This window comes from Pseudohongiella spirulinae (assembly GCF_001444425.1).
GTDB classification, from domain to species: domain Bacteria; phylum Pseudomonadota; class Gammaproteobacteria; order Pseudomonadales; family Pseudohongiellaceae; genus Pseudohongiella; species Pseudohongiella spirulinae.
The window spans coordinates 1,694,092-1,713,448 of sequence record NZ_CP013189.1; the positions used below are offsets into that span (position 1 = coordinate 1,694,092).

18 protein-coding genes and 1 tRNA gene are annotated in these 19,357 nt (G+C 54.1%); 12 read left to right on the forward strand and 7 right to left on the reverse strand.

Features of this window, described 5'->3' with window-relative positions:
• The first annotated feature begins 96 nt into the window (after nucleotides 1-96).
• Entirely contained in the window at nucleotides 97-1,554 is a 1,458-nt protein-coding gene (nhaC, locus tag PS2015_RS07660) for a Na+/H+ antiporter NhaC (RefSeq protein WP_058021655.1), read from the forward strand.
• Between the two features lie 10 nt (nucleotides 1,555-1,564).
• Here nhaC and PS2015_RS07665 read toward each other — a convergent pair whose 3' ends face one another.
• Complete coding sequence (locus tag PS2015_RS07665) at nucleotides 1,565-3,901, reverse strand: TonB-dependent receptor (protein ID WP_082628034.1); 2,337 nt, start codon at nucleotides 3,899-3,901, stop codon at nucleotides 1,565-1,567.
• 121 nt (nucleotides 3,902-4,022) lie between these two features.
• On the opposite strand from PS2015_RS07665, the gene PS2015_RS07670 reads away from it, so the two are divergent.
• Nucleotides 4,023-5,363, forward strand: a complete 1,341-nt coding sequence (locus tag PS2015_RS07670; RefSeq protein ID WP_082628035.1) for a M28 family metallopeptidase — start codon at nucleotides 4,023-4,025, stop codon at nucleotides 5,361-5,363.
• Between the two features lie 9 nt (nucleotides 5,364-5,372).
• On the opposite strand, the gene PS2015_RS07675 is transcribed toward PS2015_RS07670, so the two are convergent.
• Complete coding sequence (locus tag PS2015_RS07675) at nucleotides 5,373-6,743, reverse strand: M20/M25/M40 family metallo-hydrolase (protein WP_058021657.1); 1,371 nt, start codon at nucleotides 6,741-6,743, stop codon at nucleotides 5,373-5,375.
• 115 nt (nucleotides 6,744-6,858) lie between these two features.
• On the opposite strand from PS2015_RS07675, the gene PS2015_RS07680 reads away from it, so the two are divergent.
• Genes PS2015_RS07680 through PS2015_RS07690 form a run of 3 tightly spaced genes read left to right on the forward strand, consistent with a single transcriptional unit; the run spans nucleotide 6,859 to nucleotide 9,657 of the window.
• Complete coding sequence (locus tag PS2015_RS07680; RefSeq protein ID WP_058023209.1) at nucleotides 6,859-7,632, forward strand: glucose 1-dehydrogenase; 774 nt, start codon at nucleotides 6,859-6,861, stop codon at nucleotides 7,630-7,632.
• A 43-nt stretch (nucleotides 7,633-7,675) separates the two neighbouring features.
• Nucleotides 7,676-8,692 (forward strand): hypothetical protein, encoded by a 1,017-nt coding sequence (locus PS2015_RS07685; RefSeq protein ID WP_058021658.1) that lies wholly within the window; start codon nucleotides 7,676-7,678, stop codon nucleotides 8,690-8,692.
• Nucleotides 8,689-9,657, forward strand: coding sequence for a 1-phosphofructokinase family hexose kinase (locus PS2015_RS07690; RefSeq protein WP_156412688.1), 969 nt, complete (start codon nucleotides 8,689-8,691; stop codon nucleotides 9,655-9,657). Before PS2015_RS07685 ends, PS2015_RS07690 begins: the two co-directional genes overlap by 4 nt.
• Before the next feature lie 273 nt (nucleotides 9,658-9,930).
• Here the strand turns inward: PS2015_RS07690 and PS2015_RS07695 are convergent.
• Nucleotides 9,931-10,021 (reverse strand) — tRNA-Ser (locus PS2015_RS07695).
• A 183-nt stretch (nucleotides 10,022-10,204) separates the two neighbouring features.
• Between PS2015_RS07695 and PS2015_RS07700 the strand changes: the two genes are divergently transcribed.
• From PS2015_RS07700 to PS2015_RS07730, 7 genes are all read left to right on the forward strand, one after another.
• Complete coding sequence (locus tag PS2015_RS07700) at nucleotides 10,205-10,888, forward strand: Bax inhibitor-1/YccA family protein (protein ID WP_058021660.1); 684 nt, start codon at nucleotides 10,205-10,207, stop codon at nucleotides 10,886-10,888.
• Between the two features lie 120 nt (nucleotides 10,889-11,008).
• Complete coding sequence (gene tusD / locus PS2015_RS07705; RefSeq protein ID WP_058021661.1) at nucleotides 11,009-11,401, forward strand: sulfurtransferase complex subunit TusD; 393 nt, start codon at nucleotides 11,009-11,011, stop codon at nucleotides 11,399-11,401.
• Nucleotides 11,398-11,763 (forward strand): sulfurtransferase complex subunit TusC, encoded by a 366-nt coding sequence (tusC, locus tag PS2015_RS07710; RefSeq protein WP_058021662.1) that lies wholly within the window; start codon nucleotides 11,398-11,400, stop codon nucleotides 11,761-11,763. The genes tusD and tusC overlap by 4 nt, the downstream gene beginning before the upstream one ends.
• On the forward strand, nucleotides 11,760-12,035 hold the full coding sequence (tusB, locus tag PS2015_RS07715; RefSeq protein ID WP_058021663.1) for a sulfurtransferase complex subunit TusB: 276 nt from the start codon (nucleotides 11,760-11,762) through the stop codon (nucleotides 12,033-12,035). Before tusC ends, tusB begins: the two co-directional genes overlap by 4 nt.
• Nucleotides 12,036-12,039: 4 nt before the next feature.
• A complete protein-coding gene (locus PS2015_RS07720) occupies nucleotides 12,040-12,390 on the forward strand; it encodes a TusE/DsrC/DsvC family sulfur relay protein (protein WP_058021664.1) in 351 nt (116 codons plus the stop codon).
• A 66-nt stretch (nucleotides 12,391-12,456) separates the two neighbouring features.
• Nucleotides 12,457-13,566, forward strand: a complete 1,110-nt coding sequence (locus tag PS2015_RS07725) for a phosphoribosylaminoimidazolesuccinocarboxamide synthase (protein ID WP_335338223.1) — start codon at nucleotides 12,457-12,459, stop codon at nucleotides 13,564-13,566.
• A gap of 83 nt (nucleotides 13,567-13,649) precedes the next feature.
• Nucleotides 13,650-14,957 (forward strand): MATE family efflux transporter, encoded by a 1,308-nt coding sequence (locus tag PS2015_RS07730; protein WP_237113295.1) that lies wholly within the window; start codon nucleotides 13,650-13,652, stop codon nucleotides 14,955-14,957.
• Here PS2015_RS07730 and cysG read toward each other — a convergent pair.
• The 4 genes from cysG to PS2015_RS07750 are packed head-to-tail and all read right to left on the reverse strand — an operon-like array spanning nucleotide 14,911 to nucleotide 19,337.
• The gene (gene cysG / locus PS2015_RS07735) at nucleotides 14,911-16,302 is read right to left on the reverse strand and encodes a siroheme synthase CysG (RefSeq protein ID WP_058021666.1); all 1,392 of its coding nucleotides are present in this window, start codon (nucleotides 16,300-16,302) and stop codon (nucleotides 14,911-14,913) included. The two genes, PS2015_RS07730 and cysG, sit on opposite strands and share 47 nt — an antisense overlap.
• A gap of 1 nt (nucleotide 16,303) precedes the next feature.
• The gene (gene serS / locus PS2015_RS07740) at nucleotides 16,304-17,587 is read right to left on the reverse strand and encodes a serine--tRNA ligase (RefSeq protein WP_058021667.1); all 1,284 of its coding nucleotides are present in this window, start codon (nucleotides 17,585-17,587) and stop codon (nucleotides 16,304-16,306) included.
• 50 nt (nucleotides 17,588-17,637) lie between these two features.
• A complete protein-coding gene (gene crcB, locus PS2015_RS07745; protein ID WP_058021668.1) occupies nucleotides 17,638-18,030 on the reverse strand; it encodes a fluoride efflux transporter CrcB in 393 nt (130 codons plus the stop codon).
• Nucleotides 18,027-19,337, reverse strand: a complete 1,311-nt coding sequence (locus tag PS2015_RS07750) for a replication-associated recombination protein A (protein WP_082628221.1) — start codon at nucleotides 19,335-19,337, stop codon at nucleotides 18,027-18,029. Before PS2015_RS07750 ends, crcB begins: the two co-directional genes overlap by 4 nt.
• Nucleotides 19,338-19,357 lie beyond the last annotated feature (20 nt).

Here is a 19,357-nt window from a genome sequence, read left to right on the forward strand (position 1 = left end):
GAAACGCTTCGAGCATATGTCAGCAACTGTCTCGTCACAAGACGCAACTGATGTTAAAGTGCAAATTTTCGGGACGAACCGAGGATCATTCACCGTATGAAGAGCCAACACTCAGAGCCTTCCCTGCTCATTTCGATTGTCCCGCTTCTTGTTCTGTTCACACTGCTTGCTTATAACGTTGCCGTCTACGGAGATGACTCTCTCAGCGGAGCCAACCAGACCGCACTCATTATCAGCGCTGCCCTGGCTGCCGCACTGGGTCTGGCCGGTGGCCGCAAATGGGTCGATATTCAGGATCACATTATCGACAACATCAAGGCTGCAACGCCTGCCATACTCATCCTGTTAATGGTAGGCGCGTTGACAGGCAGCTGGCTGATCGGCGGCATCGTGCCAAGTATGATTTATTATGGGCTGCAGATTTTCAGCCCGACCTTTTTTATCGCCAGCGCCTGTCTTGTCATGGCCATTGCCGCCGTTGTCATCGGCAGTTCCTGGTCGACCTCAGCGACGTTGGGTGTGGCGTTAATGAGCATCGGTTATGCCATGGGCATCAATCCCGGCATCGTCGCCGGGGCATTGATCTCGGGCGCGTACTTCGGCGACAAAATGTCACCACTGTCGGACACTACAAATCTGGCGTCAGGTGTCAGCAATGTCGATCTGTTCACTCATATCCGCTATCTCAGCCTGACAGCTGTCCCATCTATTCTGATCACGCTGGTCCTGTATACCGTGATTGGACTCTTGTTGGGTTCTGACACCGCCGACAGCAGCACAACCGCAGCTTATCAGGCCATAATCCAGGAGAAATTCACTGTCAGTATTCTTTTACTGCTGGTACCGGCCGCCGTCATCTTTCTGATCATCAAAAAAGTGGCGGCCCTGCCTGCGCTGTTTGTTGGCGCTGTAGCCGGCATCGTATGCGCACTGCTGGCACAGCAGGATCTGATGGCGCAGTTATCTGCCAGTACCGGCAACACCTATCAGATAGTCATGCAGGCCGTTTACGGGGACATGGCCATTGCCACCGGCGATACAATTCTTGATGAACTGCTCAGTACCGGTGGCATGGAAGGTATGCTGTTCACAATATGGTTGATTATTTCCGCCATGGTGTTTGGCGGCGCTATGGAAGCGTCAGGATTTCTGGCCCGTATCACACACGCTCTGATCAGTCGGGTTAAAAGTGATGCCGGCCTGGTAACCGCGACCGGGGCTACCTGCATGGTGACCAACGTGTCAGCCTCGGATCAGTACCTCTCTATCGTCGTGCCCGGTCGAATGTTTACCCGGGCCTATCAGAAGCAGGGTCTGGCACCCCAGAACCTCAGTCGAACCCTGGAAGATACTGGCACCGTCACCTCTGTTCTGGTGCCGTGGAATACCTGCGGTGCCTATCATGCCAGTGTCCTCGGCGTTGCCACGCTTGCCTATGCTCCCTGGGCGCTGTTCTGCCTGATCAGTCCCTTGATGACCCTGTTTTTTGCCTGGGGCAGAATCCGGATCCTGAAACAGGATCCGGATGCAATCGGCGGAACTCAGACCGCATAATCAGGGACAATCAGAATCGGCCGCGAATACCCATCACAAGATTCCGTCCGGGCAGCGGCGCATAGTTCTTCAGGTATGATGTTGCCACCCTTGCTTCACTGTCGCCCAGATTGCGCCCCTGAATAAAGGCTTCAAACTGCGCATCACCCAGCTCAAACTGCCTCGCCAGTTTTGCGTTTATCATGGTATACCCCGCCACCGGCTCGTCCATCACTGGCACCTTATCCTGTTTCATGACGCGGGTAGCCTCAAGGCTGGCTCGCCAGGCATCACGATGCCAATCCAGACCACCGCTGAAACGGGCTGGCGAAACACGCGGCAGACGCGACCCATCACTCAATCTGGCATTAACCTGGTCATAGGCGGTGCGTAGCTCGAAGTGCCCCAGGTCATTCGTAAACAACTGCCAGACACCCTGCACTTCAACGCCGCTGAACTCCGCGTCATTCTGCCTGGTAAGCCTTACCGGGAAACCACCAATCTCGCGCCCGCTATCGGCAAGGTAAATGAAGTCCTGTATATCCTTTCGGAACAGCGTGACCTCAAAATCAAATTGCGTGCTATGTCTGTGCAAAGTCACGTCCCAAGCCTTGCTGACCTCCTTGTTCAGGCCACCATTCCCCACTTCATAGGTGAATGTCGCCAGATGCGGGCCTTCAGCAAGCAATTCTACAGCCGCAGGAGCGCGCTGCGAACGTGCAAAATTGACAGACATTTGCCAATTATCATTGAATTCGTATATCCCCCCGATACTGACTGAGACACTATTGAATTTATGGTGCTGTATGTCAGCAAACGGCCTTTCCAGCTCATGATCATGGTCATGGTCATGGTCATGGTCATGGTCATCGTCATGATCGTCGTCAGCATGGTGTATCGCAGTTTCCAGATTGGAAACACGACTGTTTTCGTAGCGAGCGCCCAGGCTCAGAGTAAAGTTGTCGAAGCGTCTTTCCTGCAGCACAAAAAGGCCGTAGGTTCGCGTCAGGCTGTCGGCTACAAACGCCTCGGCCCCTTCAGCCTGAAAATTTTCACGCTCGGCCTGCAGCCCTACTGCACCCTGCCATCCGGCCCACGGGGAAGTTTCCAGCAAGAGCCGAGCCTGCCAGGTCTTGACGTCAAAAACGGTGCCGCCATGATCATGACCGTCGTGGTCGTCGTGGTCGTCGTGGTCGTCGTGACCGTCGTGGTCGTCGTGGCCTGATAATTCAATCTCTGTATGCTCGTAATCGCTGAGACCATAGCGGAAATTCAGTCTCTCAACGCCTCGGAAGGGGTTATCAAGGCCAGCTTTGATATCCCAGTTGCGTTGCAGCATATCAATATAGGCGAACTCATCGTCGTGATCGTCGTGGTCGTCGTGATCGTCGTGATCGTCGTGATCGTCGTGATCGTCGTGATCGTCGTCATGATCATCGTCAAAATGCGCGTGAGGCGCCGGGATACCGTACTCCGAACTGAAGGTACCGAGAGACGCACCGATGAATCCGCGTTCACCGATCCAACTGAAACCGCCGGTGCCCGAGCGTGATTCAACAAAACTGTTGGCGACGCGACCACCAGGTGTCATTTCCTCATGATCATCGTGATCGTCATGGTCGTCATGGTCGTCATGGTCGTCATGGTCGTCATCATGATCATCGTGGTCTTCCAGCCTGGCTATGCCCGGTATACGGTAGTCATCCGCATCACGCCAGGAACCATCCAGGTGCCACGCAAGTTGGCCCCGCGCCCCGTCCAATCTCAACACACCACTTCGCTCTTCAGCAATGCTGTCGCCCCGCAGTTCGAAGCGCCCGCTCACAGGTTCATCCGGCAGACTCTCGGGAATACGGCCGTCTATCAGGTTGACTACTCCCGCGGACGCAGCGGAGCCGTACAGAAGCGTCGCCGGTCCACGCAGGATTTCAATCTGATCGATCAGTAGCGGATCGGCACTGACAGCATGGTCATCGCTTTGCGTTGAGGTATCGGCTGTAGAAAGACCATCCTGCAGTACCCTGACCCTGGGACCCCCCAGACCACGTATAACAGGCCTGCCAGCTCCCGCGCCGTAAAAACTCGACTGTACACCTGGCTGTGACTGCAATGTTTCACCCAGCGTCATTCCTCGCCGATCATCCAGCAGCTCACCAGCCAATACATCGACAGGTTGCGCAGACTCCATACGCGTGCGGCTCATTGGTAACGCGCGTACGATGATCTCTTCGATTTCACTGTAGTGATGAGCTTCTGTATCGTGGTCAGCGTGTTGGACGGTACTGTCTTGTGCCGCACTGAATTGCGCGAAAGACGCGCTAGTGGCAAGGCAGATCATAATGGCGAGTGGTGATTTTTTATAGGGCATCAGCAAACAACTCCGATTGGATTTCCAAAACTATGTTATAGCATAGCATACCGACACCAATCGACAAGACCGTTTTCAGTGTTAAACTCGAAAACAAACTCAATACAGAGATCTATAACCGATGAATCTGATTCGTACAGCCGTCCTTTTACTCCTGATATACGCCATGCCGGTTGCAGTGTCATCTGCGGACGACCCCCGACTTCACGAAATAGCCGCTTCAGCGTCAGCCGAAAGACTCAGGCAGGATATTACTACCCTGGCAGGTTTTGGAACCCGTCACACGCTGTCCGATACCAACTCTGATACGCGCGGTATAGGTGCTGCCAGACGCTGGTTAAAAGCGGAATTCGAGCGCATCTCCGCTGATTGTGGAGGCTGCCTGGAAGTAATCGAGGTAAGCGACATCGTATCAGGAACGGCGCGCATCCCGGATTCAGCCGAAGTAGTGAATATCGTCGCCATCCAGCGAGGCACCCGTAACCCCAACCGCTTTGTGGTAATGAGCGGTGACATTGACAGTCGTGTCAGTGACATCATGAACTCAACAGATGATGCCCCCGGCGCCAACGACAACGCTTCAGGTCTTGCCGGCACACTGGAGGCCGCGCGTATCCTGAGTCAATACGAGTTTCCCGGCTCCATTATTTATACCGGACTGTCAGGAGAGGAACAGGGGCTAAACGGCGGTGCCATACTGGCCACTTATGCCCGCGACCAGAACTGGCATGTACAGGCCGTCATTAATAACGACATGATCGGCAATATCCGCGGTATCAACGGCGTCATTGATAACACAACAGCCCGGGTATTTTCTGAAGGAACACGCTATGTGGAGACTGAAGATGAAGCTCGTCTGCGGCGTTTCCAGGGCGGCGAGGTCGATTCAGCCTCCCGTAATCTGGCCAGATATATTGATCAGATGGCTGACCTCTACATCCCTAACCTGGATGTCATGATGATCTATCGCCTTGATCGCTTTGGTCGCGGCGGGCATCATCGACCGTTTAACGAAGCCGGCTTTCCGGCCGTCCGCATTATGGAGACCAATGAGAATTACAACTGGCAACACCAGGATATTCGTGTTGAAAACGGCATTGCTTACGGTGATGTACTGGAACATGTCGATTTCGACTATGCGGCGAAACTGACGGCTCTGAATGCAGTCACGCTGGCATCAATGGCCTGGGCACCCGCCCCGCCCCGTAATGTCAGCATCAGTGGTCAGGTCAGTCCGCACACAACCTTAAGCTGGGACAAGGTGGAAGGTGCCGCTGCCTATCGCGTTCACTGGCGTCTGACGACCGAACCGCAATGGACACACGCCAGAACGGTCGGCGACGTATCGGAGTTCACCTTGCAGAACGTGGTGATTGACAACTATTTCTTCGGCGTTTCGAGTATTTCTGAAGACGGTATCCAGAGCCCGGTGGTATTTCCGGGCCCTGCCGGCGCATTCTGAAATACCCGATCAATCGTACACCACGTTTCGTACAACTGCATAAAAGTCACTGACGCCGCGCCGGAAGACCGCTTCCGGCACGCGCTCGTCGTTACCGTGCACACCAGTATGCTCGCCATCATCCGTGATCATGGGGTTAAAACCATAACTGATTATGCCCAGATCGCGGGTAAAGTGACTATCCGTAAAACCAGTACTGACCGAGGGCAGCACGCGAGATCCCGGATGCAACTCTGCAGTCACATTGCGAATCGCTTCAAATAGACGGGAATTTGTCGTTGAGATAGCCGGCGTAAACGCCATGATGACCTCCACGCTCACACCAGTATCAGCGATCAACGCTTCAAGCTCGCTCACAAACTGCTCAGCCGGTTTGTCCGGTAATATGCGGCAATCAATTTCTGCCCAGGCGGTCGGCGGCACCACGTTAATTTTATTGGACGCCTCGAAACGGGTCATGGAACAGGTATCTCGCGTCAATGCGTGATGCCCAGGCCTTTGTTCATGCAGACGCTGCAGGAAGTCCGGATCGTTTATGGCGGAATTCAGATCAGCATATGCCGCTTGCCAGGTTGGACCCATGTTCAGCGACAGGCCCGCAAAGTACTCCTGTACCGGTGCAATGACACGCGGCGGAAAGGGATTTTCCAGCATGGTGTTAAGTGCCCGCACAATCCGGGTTACAGCACTGCTGGTGCGTGGTGCTGAACCATGGCCGGGCACATCAACGGCCTCAAGCCGCAGCCAGACAGGCACTTTCTGGGTCACCTCCACACCAAAAGTGACATCATCCTCAATCCGGCTGCCTCCGCCTCCTTCGTTCAGCAGGATGCCGGCACCCTCAAATATCTCTGGATGATTGTCAATCAACCACCCGACTCCGAACTCCCCACCAGCCTCTTCATCAGCTGTAGCCAGAAAGATGACGTCCCGATTGAGCGGCAGGCCGGCACGGTGCAGGTTTATAAAGGTGACCAGTTGCGCAATGCCCAACCCTTTCATATCCCGCGTACCTCGTCCATAAATATATCCATCACTGATATCGCCGGACAGAGGATCAAATGACCAGAATTCCCGATCAGCCGGCACCACGTCCGTATGCTGCAGCAAAATCAGGCCAGGCTCATCGCCACCTGGCAGTCGGGCCCAGATATTACCCCGGCCAGGTGCACTTTCAGCGGTCTGGTATTCAATACCCTCTGCATCAAAGATGGCCTTATAAAATTCCACAGCCCGATATTCGTTGCCAGGGGGATTGACGGTATCTATCCGGACAAATGACTGCAGCCATGCCACCGCCTGGTCTTCAGTCACTTGCTGGGCCATAGCACCCGCGCTGAACAGCAACAACATCACAACTGGTAGTCTTCCTATTTTCATCATCAGGCACCTTGATTAATCCGGGTTACACTCTCTTGTGCTGTTTCAATGGCCATGGCATGCTCAGACAGCAACCATCAGTGTGACCACCTACAACACAGTTTGGAGTTTCATAATGAACAATACCACAACAAATCCGGATACCAAGCCTGTCGCACTGGTAACAGGCGCCGCAGCGGGGCTGGGGAGAGCAACAGCGTTGGCCTTCGCAAAAGAACATTGTCGTCTCGTGATCGCAGATGTAGATGAAACCGGTTTGCAGCAAAGTGAGCAGCTATTAAAAACCACTGGTTGTGAGGTGCTGGCAGTGTGCGCCAATACCGCGGATCCGGACGACGTCACGCAATTGCACAATGCGATCATGCAACGCTTCGGGCAACTGGACTACGCCTGCAACAATGCTGGAATTGAGGGGCTGCAGGCTCCAACTGCGGAAACAAGTCTGGAAAATTTCGATAGGGTTATCGGGGTAAACCTGCGCGGTGTATTTCTGTGTATGCAGGCGCAACTTCGGATCATGCTGCCCCGCAAGCAGGGTTCAATCGTCAATATGGCGTCTGTTGCCGGGCTGGTTGGTTTCGCTGGCCTGCCAGCCTATTGTGCCTCCAAAGGTGGTGTAGTCCAGCTGACAAGAGCCGCTGCCCTGGAATACGCTGAGCAGGGAATTCGCATCAACGCTGTCTGCCCCGGCGCCATAAAAACCGCTATGATAGATCGCATCACTCACCAAGATGCAGAGGTTGAGGCACAGTTCGCCGCACTGCATCCGATGAATCGCATGGGCGTGCCTGACGAAGTCGCCTCTGCCGTCGTCTGGTTGTCTCTACCCGGTGCTTCTTTTGTCACAGGTCAGGCACTGGCCGTAGACGGCGGTATGGTCGCCCGATAATCGTTCAAGTTTGATTCCTGTCAGGATGATAAAGGAGCTCCGTATGACATCCAGCGCTACCATTGATTTTTATATTGGCAGTGCCATACCGCCCGGTAATGCAGCCGAGACGGCCAAAACCATCAATCTCTGGCAGTCTGTCAGTGATGTCTTGCAACACATTGAATTCAGTGCGCCAGAAACGGACTATCACGCTGGCGCACAATTCAGTATTGGCTGTGATTTCAGCCAGCTTGTTGAGCGTTTAGAGCAGGCACATAAGCAGTCCGGCAGCTTTGATCACTATCTGAAGCAACATATCGAGAATCACACTCTTAAAACTGACGCCACGCTACGTATGACGCTCAGCCATCCTGACGACAAGCTGTCTGACGCTGAGTTTTATCGTGTCGCCACCGTCTATCTGCAGCAACTGGTGCTGGCTGCCAACCTGGCGCAACCCGGTTCAATTCAGTTTTTACATACCCGCTTCGCTGAGTCCGTCGCACACCGCTACGAAGCTCAGGAGTTTGACAGCAGAATACTGTACGGCGCCGCCAAAGCCGCGCATTACAATGCATGGCCTTCAATAAAGCCTCTTGACTTTGCACAGGTCTGGAATTGGCTGGAAATGTGCGGCAGCAGTCAGGTCACTACGGCCATCAGCCGCATTAACAAAACACTATTCTCGCTGCTTAAAGTCGCTCAGCAGCGTCATGAATCCAGCGCCCGGACTGCTCTCATGGTGGTTTATCAGCTTGAGCAGTTGCTTGACTGTCGTCAGGCTGATTCACTCGATCGAATCCGCAGTCGTATGCGCCTGATTCTTGGTGACATACCGGAACCGGCCAATAATCTGAACGAACTGGCACGTATCCGCAGCGACCTTTTTGTAGCCAGTCAACCTGTGCATCGCCCGCCTCTGATTTCGCATGACAGCTCCGAGGCACTGCGCAGTCAGATGGATCAGCATAACAGCGCCGTTGAATCCGGAACTGCAATGGTGCTCGCCCTGTTACACGACCTGATTAAAAACAGCGCGCAACAATACGAGTTTGCAGAAAGTTTTCAGCGTCAGTGACAGTCCCTGGAGGCACCGCCATCAAAACTATTGCGACACTTACCATGAGTCCGGCGGTAGACATGTTTGCCCGCACGGATCAGTTTTACTACGACAGCAAAACTCGCTGTCAGATTAAAGAGCGCCTGCCCGGTGGAGGTGGCATTAATGTTGCCCGTAATCTCAAACGCTTTGGGCTTGCGGTCACGGCAGTGTTTCCTGCTGGCGGGCATCACGGGGAACTACTGCGGCAGCTATTGCAAGACGGGTCACTGGATTATCTACACATACCAATCAAGCAAGAAACCACTCAGAATATTGTGCTCAGCGAAACTGCCAGCGGGCAAAATCTGCACCTGGTATTTCCGGGTGCAGAGCTAAGCGAGACGGAATGGCAGACCTGCAAACACGCCATCATGTCACTTTCTCCGCAGCCGTCCATGCTGGTCATCAGCGGCAGCCTGCCTGTTGGTGTACCTCCGCAGTTTACGGAGGAACTGGTAGCGTCATGCCAGGCCGCCGGTATTAAAGTGATACTCGACACGTCAGGACCTGCGCTGTTGAGGGCACTGGGACCTGGTGTGTTGGCTGCCAAGCTTAATCGGGAGGATTTTGAGGCGCTGGGATACCGGGGCGAAAAGGATCCGGCATCGCGCATTAAAGTTCTTCAAAGTGTGTGCGAACAGCGTCAGCTTGAGCATCTGGTACTGACGCTGGGGCCTGATGGTGCATTGCTGGCGAGTCGCTCAGGAGAACTATTGCACGCCCGCCCGCCTGTTGTTGATGTCGTCAGCCATGCTGGCGCCGGAGATGCCTTTGTGTCGGTGATGACCTGGAAGCTGTTTGAACAGCGACCCGTTCGCGAGGCCTTCGTCTATGGTGTAGCGGCAGCTGCAGCGGCAATCAGTACGCCGGGCAATCAGCTTGAGGATTTGCAGTGGCTGGAAGAGGTTTATAACGGAGTGACTGTGATGGAGTTGGGGTGATTGAGACTCACTCAGACCACGGCTGCGGCATTGTTTAATGTTAATGATTGGGTAAGGCTGGCTTGCTGGTTCGATTAAGGCGCAACAACTGGGGCAGGGATTTGTTAAACAGCCTTTGGGCTGTTTAACCCTGCGGGCTTCGCGCTTTGCGCTCGTCTCAACTTGCTATGCAAGTTGTCGAACCCTGATGACGGGTTCGCATCCCTGCCCGCTTCCCGGTGATGGGAATATTTTCGGGATTGGAGATGGCTTCTGGCTTGGAAAAATATTAGATGGCGGAGGGGCAGGGATTCGAACCCTGGATAGGCTATTAACCTATGCCGGTTTTCAAGACCGGTGCATTCAACCGCTCTGCCACCCCTCCGCAGCGCGAGAAGCGGCATGTTACTATAATTTCAGAATCAGTCAACAGCAGAATGTAAATCTCGTGATGGCCGGTCTCATCAGATGCAGATCCGGCGACGAAATTCGTTGATTTCGCCCCGGCAGTCAGTATGATTACACGCAGGAAGACGTTAACCATAGTTTAAACCGGAGGTTTACCTTTATGAGTCAGTATCAGCTTGGAACCACGCGCAGTACCACAGCTCAGGGGCAGGATTCTGCTGTTGCTGTAAACAAGGTTCTTAAAAACACCTATCTGTTACTGGGTCTGACGCTCGCATTCAGCGCGCTCACTGCAGCCTTTGCCATGGCCAGCAACGCAGCGCCTGTGAACATTTGGGTGATGCTTATCGGTTTTTACGGCCTGCTTTTCCTGACACATAAACTGGCCAACAGCGCCTGGGGATTACTGTCAGTTTTTGCGCTGACCGGTTTCATGGGCTACACACTGGGGCCAATTCTTGGGTTCTACATGGCCAGCGCCAATGGCAGTCAACTGGTAATGACTGCTCTGGGCGGCACTGCCTTTATTTTCTTCGGCCTGTCAGCCTATGCCCTGGTCAGCCGTAAGGATTTCAGCTTCCTGAGTGGCTTCATGTTTGCCGGCTTTCTGGTCATTATTGCCATGTTTATTGCTAATCTGTTTATGCAGATTCCGGCATTGCAACTGGCACTGTCAGGCGCATTCATGCTGTTTTCCAGCGCCGCGATCCTGATGCAGACCGGCGCCATTATTAATGGTGGCGAACGAAATTACATTCTGGCAACCGTGACGCTGTATGTGTCGATTTATAATATTTTCATCAGCCTGCTGAATCTGCTGACAGCACTGAGCGGCGAAGAATAAAATCGCCCTGTCGCAGCTGGAATAGCTGATCGCTCTGCCCAAGCCCCGCTCTGCGGGGCTTTTTGTTACAGGGCCGCCTCGCGTTATAATCGCGCACACGTCATCAGGAAATCATCGATTGTGAAAATCAGTGTGGTCATCTACGCCGCCCCCGCCGATCAGCAGGCCAATGCCAGCGCCCTGCATTTTTGCCGCGCTGCGCTGGCAGCCGGCCATCAGATTTACCGGCTGTTTTTTTATGAACAGGGCGTCAATACTGCCAATGAGCTGAGCGTATTTCCACAGGACGAATCGCACCTTTCACAGCAATGGCAAACCCTGATCAAGGAAAACAAACTGGATGCCGTGGTTTGTGTCGCCTCAGCACTCAAACGGGGCATTCTCAATGCAGAAGAAGCCCGACGCTATGAAAAATCCGCCAAGACACTGGCCAGCGGGTTTGAGATCTCCGGACTGGGGCAATGGGTTGATGCCTGTATTCATTCTGACCGTGTAGTGAGCTTTGGATCATGAGCAAAAACAAGGTCATCAGTCTCATCATCCGTCAGGCTCCCTATGGGAGCAGCCGGGCTAAAGCAACTCTGGACATGGCATTGTCGGCAGCCGTGTTTGAACAGTCCGTGCAGTTGATCTTTATGGATGATGGTGTGTTTCAATTGCTGGCCAAGCAGGATCCGGCCGCAATCGGTGCCAAAAATACCTCAGCTGCGCTTACGGCACTGCCATTATATGGCATCGAAACGGTCTATGTTGCCAGCGAATCTCTGCAGCAACGCGGGCTTGCTGCAGAGGACCTGAGTATTTCAGCGCGAGTTAGCGGGTGGCAGGAAATAAGCGCCCTGCTACATCGATCAGACACAGTGATTAGCCTATGACAACATTGCATATTGTCAGTTGTTCGCCGTTTTCCTCAGACAGCCTGCAGCGCTGCCTGAGCCTGCTTGCTGAGGGCGATTCCCTGCTGTTTATTGAAAACGGAGTGTATATTCTGAATAGTTCCGTGCAACTTCCGTCAACAATAGCCTGTTACCTTCTGGAAGAAGATCTACTGGCGCGAGGATTGCAGGCAAACGCGTTGCCAACAGCAAACTATGCCGATTTTGTGCGGCTGGTATGTGAGCATGACAACAGCATCAGTTGGACATAAAAGGATGAAAGGCAAGACGCCGGTTACACTCTGGGTAGAACAACGTGCAATTGCCCTCGATAAAGATGGTTACCTGAAAAACCTGGCAGACTGGAATGAGCGGGTCGCCGACGCGCTGGCACAGACCGAAGCGATCAAGCTCACGGATGCTCACTGGCAGATCATCAATATCGTTCGTCAGTTCTACGCCGAGACCGGCCTGTCCCCTGCCACCCGCCCCCTGATCAACCTCATCGCTGAAAAAGCGGGCGCGGAAAAAGGCAAAAGCATCTACCTGATGCGCCTGTTTGGCGGCAAACCCGCGCTTAGCGTAAGCCGTATTGCCGGACTGCCAAGACCCGCCAACTGTTTCTGATGGAGTCGGCCCGGTTTCTGATATGATTCACCTTTAACTTTTCAGGCGACTTTTCAGGCAGAAAAAATGACCATGAATCTTGCAGATAGTGTGCTGGCCGTAAACGATGATCTTCCAATCCGCACGGCTCAGCCGGTGCATAGCGGTAAAGTCCGCTCAGTATACTGGCTGACGGCTGAGGACAGCGCCCGTCTTATCCGCGAACGTGACTATCCGGTTCTGCCCGATGCGCCTCTGGCCGTGATGGTCATCAGTGACCGGCTGTCTGCCTTTGATTGCATCTGGCACGCCGAAGGTGGTGTTAACGGCGTACCTGGCAAGGGTGCCGCACTGAACGCGATTGCCAGTCACTGGTTCAGTCAGTTCCGCAATCAGGGGCTGGCCGATGCCCACATACTCGATATACCCCACCCATTTGTCTGGATCGTGCAAAAAGCCCGTCCGGTAAAAATCGAGGCCATCTGTCGACAGTATATTACCGGCTCCATGTGGCGCGCCTATCAGCAGGGCGAGCGCGAATTCTGCGGTATTCAACTGCCCGATGGTTTGCAAAAAGATCAGCGCTTACCGGAATTGCTCATAACGCCATCTACCAAGGGTATCCTGCGCGGCATACCGGGTGTCCCGGAAGCTGATGACGTTAATATTTCCCGCCAACAGATTGCCGACAACGCTGAGGCTTTTGGTTTCCGCAGCCCCGACCATATCGCTCTATATGAACAGCTTCTGACAGAAGGTTTTGCCACCATCAGCGAAGAACTCCAGAGCATCGACCAGATTTTTGTTGATACCAAATTTGAATTTGGTTATGTGACAGATCGAAACGGTCAGGAAAAACTGATCTATATGGACGAAGTCGGAACACCTGACTCTTCCAGAATCTGGGATGGACCGGCCTATCGCGAAGGACGCATCGTTGAGCAGTCCAAAGAGGCGTTCAGGCAGTTTTTGCTCGGCCACTTCAGCGACCCTGATATTCTGCTGAACAAATCGAGAATGAATGAACGGCTTGCGCTGGCCTGTGATACCGCACTGCCCTTACAGGCCATCATGGATGTCTCCGATACCTATATCGGCATGGCCGAAAAAATAACCGGCCAGCATGTCTATCGACCGGAAAATCCCAAGGCTGAAATCATCGCTGTGCTGCGCGATCACTATCACCTGATAGACTGACCCGCTTCCCGATGGCCAACACACCGACGGCGCCCACTAGAACTGTTTCCTATCGGCACATCCTGCAAAGAGCTTGGCCAGTCATGCTGGCCAATGCGTCGGTTCCGCTCTTGGGTCTTTCTGATACCGCGGTAATCGGCAACTACGGCTCACTGGAGGCACTTGGCGCTATTGCATTCGGGTCAATTGTCTTCAGTTTTGTATACTGGAGTTTTGGCTTTCTGCGCATGGGCACAACCGGCTTTGTAGCACAGGCCGTGGGCGCGCGTGATGAAGCTGAAATCAGAGCAGCCGTTTGGCGAGCAGTGTTTATCGGCGCCATTATCGGCTTTTTACTGATCCTGATTCAATCGCCCATCAGCACCCTGTCACTTCTACTTCTTCAAGGAAGTGACACTGTTGAAGCGATGACACATAGCTATATACAAACCCGAATATGGGGTGCACCGGCTGCGCTTATACTATTTGCACTGATGGGCTGTCTGATTGGACTGGGGAAAAGTAAATCCCTGCTTGCTGTGCAGCTGTTTATGAACGGATTGAATATTGTTCTGGATATTCTGTTTGCTGGCGTTCTGGAAATGGGCGCAACCGGTATCGCGCTTGGGACCGCAATCGCGGAGTGGAGCAGTTTACTTCTGGCGCTGTTTATTGTTGTGCGATCTTTGCGCGAAAGAGCGACTGACACAACTTTACCCCTGATTCCCTGGTCACTATTGCACGATGCGACCGGTTTGTTGCACACCCTGAGTGTCAACCGCGACATTATGATCAGAACCCTGTTGATGGTGGCCAGCTTTGCCTGGTTTGTACGCCAGAGTGCCACATATGGGGATGAGGTGTTGGCCGCTAACCATATCCTGTTGCAGTTGATCTCATTCTCCGCTTTTTTTCTGGATGCCTATGCTTATGTGGCAGAAGCGCTGGTCGGAGAAGCTATGGGCGCAGGCGATGACCATCTGTTTGATCAGGCATTGTGGCGCAGCTCCTGCCTTGCCGGTGGCAGCGCACTGGTATTGGCGAGCATTATCTATTGGGGCGGAGAACTAATTGTGCCGCTCCTCAGTCAGCATCCGGCTGTCTGGCTGGCGGCAACGGATTCGATGCACCTGGCAGCGCTTTATGTTGCATTGGCATTTGCCGCATTCCAGCTTGACGGGGTTTTTATCGGGACGACTCAGACCGCACAGATGCGTAACGCTTCAATACTCTCAGTATTGGTGTTTGTGCCACTCAGCGTGGTTCTGGGCGAGCAGCATGGGGTAATCGGGCTCTGGTGGGCATTTGTCATGTATGTGGTCACGCGTGCCATCACACTGGGCTATTACCTGCCCGGTTTGAGGTTCAAAGTGCAGTCTCGCCAAACCAGGCAAGCCGGTTCTGCAACCTGACCACCTGACCAATAATGATGATCGCCGGCGCTTTGACACCCAGCTCTGCGGCTCTGTGCGCAATATCGCTGACAGTTCCGGTCAGTACACGCTGTCTCGGCAGCGTTCCCTGCTCGACAATGGCGACCGGCATTGCTGTCGACATCCCGTGCGCAATCAACTGTTCACATATGGTCTGTAGAGTCAGCAGTCCCATATAAATCACCAGGGTCTGTTCTTCGTCCACCAGGGCGGACCAATTCAAATCAGGTTGCTCATTTTTCAAATGGCCGGTGACAAAGCGAACCGACTGCGAAAAATCCCGGTGGGTCAGAGGAATACCGGCATAAGCCGAACAGCCAGACGCTGCCGTAATGCCGGGTACAACCTGAAACGGAATGCCTTCGGCGGTCAGACGGTCAATCTCTTCGCCGCCACGACCAAAAATAAAGGGATCACCGCCTTTAAGGCGAAGCACCTTCAGACCCTCGCGGGCCAGAGTGACCAGGCGCTCATTGATTTCTTCCTGAGGCACCGGATGATGTTTGGCTTCCTTTCCAACAAAGATCCGTTCGGCATCCGGACGCACGCGCTGCATAATCTCCGGTGATACCAGTCGGTCGTACAGAACCACATCAGCCGCGTACATCAGACGCAGTGCCTTCAGAGTCAGCAGATCAGGATCACCGGGGCCGGCACCTACCAGATATACTTCGCCCTGCCCCGATTCATGAAGATCAGAAACCAGGGTGTCTTCAAACAGGCGCATGGCTTGCTCTTGCTGCCCGGAAAGATAAAGGTCCGGCATGGGCCCGCTCAGCAGTCGTTCCCAGAACCGGGTGCGTTGCCTGAAGTCACTGAGCTGCTGCTTTACACGATCGCGAAAACTGCCCAGTTGCGCTGCCAGTGCACCCAGCGCTGCTGGTAATTGTATCTCGATCTGTTCCTTAATGCGCCGCGTGAGCACCGGCGAGCTGCCACCGGTAGATATCGCCACTACCACAGGCGAACGATCGACAATGGCGGGTACAATGAAACTACAAAGCTCAGTCTGATCAACGACATTCACTGGTAACTGGCGCGCCGTTGCCAGCTCCGACACACGGCGATTGACCTGGTCATCGTCTGTCGCGGCTACCACCAGAACTACACCCTCAAGATCCGAATCCTCAAATGGCCGTTCATGGATCTCTCCGCCATGCGTATCAATCAGCGCTTTCACCGCATCACTGACCCACGGCGCAACCACGATCAGACAGGCTCCGCAGCGCAGCAGCAATGCCGCCTTGCGCGAGGCTACCTCGCCGGCGCCAACCAGCAGGCAGCGCCGACCGGTGATTTGCATGAATACCGGCAGATAGTCCATATCAGAGGGTTGTGATGCCGCCCATATAGGGCACCAGCACAGAGGGAATAGTGACTGAACCGTCGGCCTGCTGATAATTTTCCAGAATGGCCACTAGCGTGCGACCGATCGCCAGCCCGGAGCCGTTCAGGGTATGCAGCAATTCCGGTTTGCCCGTTTCCGGATTACGCCAGCGGGCCTGCATTCGGCGCGCCTGATAGTCTTCAAAGTTACTGCAGGAGGAAATCTCACGATAGCATTTTTGCGAAGGCAGCCAGACTTCAAGGTCGATGGTACGGGCAGCACTGGCACCCATGTCACCACCACATAACTGCATGGCGCGGTAAGGTAACTCCAGCAGTTGCAGAATGCGCTCAGCATGGCCAGTCAATTCCTTCAGCGCCCGATCGGAATCCTGTGGTCTGACCATCTGTACCAGTTCAACTTTCTCGAACTGATGTTGCCTGATCATGCCACGGGTGTCACGTCCGTAGCTACCCGCCTCACTGCGGAAACAGGGAGTGTGGCAGGCATACTTGATGGGTAGTTGCTCAGCGCCAATGATTTCTCCCCGCACCAGGTTGGTCACAGGTACTTCCGCCGTGGGAATGAGATAAAACTCATGTTCCGCATGCAGTTTAAACAGATCTTCGGCGAATTTTGGTAACTGCCCGGTACCGGTCAATGAATCGGCGTTGACCACATAGGGCACATAAACTTCTTCATAGCCGTGCTGCAGGGTGTGCTGGTCCAGCATAAACTGAATCAAGGCCCGGTGCAGGCGCGCAACACGGCCACGCATTACCACGAACCGGGAACCGGTCAGCCTGGTAGCGGCGGCAAAATCCATGGCCAGGCCATGAGATGCCTGATGCTCCCCCAGTTCCACATGATCACGGGGTTCAAAATCCAGCTCGCGTGGAGTGCCCCAGCGATGCAGTTCAACATTGTCGTTTTCGTCCCTGCCAGTCGGCACGTCAGGCTGCGGCATATTGGGCAAAGCGATCCAGGCCTGATGGAACGATTCCTGTATATCATTCAATGCGGCCTTGGCGGCATCCAGCCTGTCACCCAGATCGCTGACCTGGGCCAACAGTGGCGCCACATCCTGCCCTGCTGCTTTGGCCTTGCCAATACTTTTGGCATGCGTGTTGCGCTCATTCTGCAGTTGCTCGGTTTCCTGCTGCAGCTGTTTGCGCTGATTGTCCAGCTCTGTGAAATAATCAATATCCAGATCGATGCCCCGAATTTTCAGGGCAGATACCAGCCGATCAGGGTCTGAACGCAGTAATCGAGGGTCCAACATGAAACCAGAATCCTTATGTATAAATGGGCCGAAAACGCAGAGCGCTGATTTTACGCCACCAGACGCAATATCGCCATGCCAAGCCAGGCTGCCAGGACACACAAAACGACACTCAGCAACGTATAAGTGATCGCCTGCAGCCAGAATCCCTGTTCCAGGAGCAGCACAGTATCGAGCGAAAAGGTCGAAAATGTCGTGAATGCACCCAACAGGCCAACCACCAGCAAAGAACGGAATTCCGCCGGCAGAATCATTTTCTCAATAATCAGTACGTAGAGCATGCCAATCAACAAAGATCCCAGCACGTTCACGATCAAGGTGCCAATTGGTAATAACTGCCAGGCTCCATTAGTGCCGATACGACTGGCGTGTACAAGTGTCATTAAAGAATAGCGAGCCAGCGCGCCTGCGGCACCGCCCAGAGCGATAAACAGCCACATCATTTTGAATCACCGTCTGTCGACGATGAGTCGACATCATATCGTTTACGGCGACTGGCCTGATCCTGGGCCTTCAGATGTCTTAACTTCTCGCCAATTTTCATCTCCAGCCCCTGTGAAGCCGGGTAATAATACTGAACGCCGTGCAAAACCTTTGGCATATAGCTTTCACCAGCGGCATAGGCGCCAGGCTCATCATGTGCATAACGGTACCCAGCCCCATAACCCAGCCCCTTCATCATGCTTGTCGGTGCGTTTCGCAGATGCTCGGGTACATCATAGGAGGGCTGCGAAACGACATCAGCCATAACCCTATTGAAAGCGGTATAAACAGCATTGCTCTTGGGCGCCACGGCAAGATAGGTAACCGCCTGGGCCAGCACCAGCTCGCCTTCGGGCGACCCCAATCGGGTCAGTGCATCCCAGGCATTCATGGCCAACTGCAGAGCCCGCGGATCGGCATTGCCGATATCTTCCGCAGCCATCCGCACCAGTCGCCGGGCGATATAAACCGGGTCACAACCGCCATTCAGCATCCGCGCAAGCCAATACAGAGCCGCATCCGGTGCTGATCCCCTGACTGATTTATGCAGTGCCGAGATCTGCTCGTAGAAAAGATCACCACCCTTGTCGAAACGCTTACTGCCACCCTGCAGTACCTGATCCAGACAATCGCTGTCCAGCACGGCCCCATCGTCCGCCAGATCTGCGGCTATCTCGAGCAGACTTATTGCACGCCTGGCATCGCCATCGGCGGCACGCACCAGTCGCTGCATGTCCTCCGGACGGATACTGAGTCGGCGCTGTCCCAGACCGCGTTCGGTGTCTGTCAGTGCCTGCTCCAGCACAGCACACAAATCGTCCTCATCAAGACTTTTCAGGACATAGGTTCTGGCCCGCGACAATAATGCGTTGTTCAGTTCGAATGAAGGATTTTCTGTCGTAGCGCCGATAAAGATCAGGGTTCCGTCTTCAATATGGGGCAAAAAGGCATCCTGTTGACTCTTGTTAAAACGGTGTACTTCGTCAACAAACACGATGGTGGTCCGTCCGTTCAGGTCCTTGTGTTGTCTGGCCTGAGCCACCGCCGAGCGGATATCCTTGACGCCGGCCAGCACCGCAGACAGGCTCACAAAGTCGCTGTCACAGTATTCAGCCACCAGACGAGCCAAAGTGGTTTTGCCGGTACCGGGAGGGCCCCAGAAAATCATTGAGTGCGCCAGACCGCGCTCCAGGGCTGTACGCAGTGGTCGCCCCGGTCCCAGAATATGCGCCTGGCCGATATACTGTTCCAGCCGCACAGGGCGCATTCGCGCTGCCAATGGCTGCA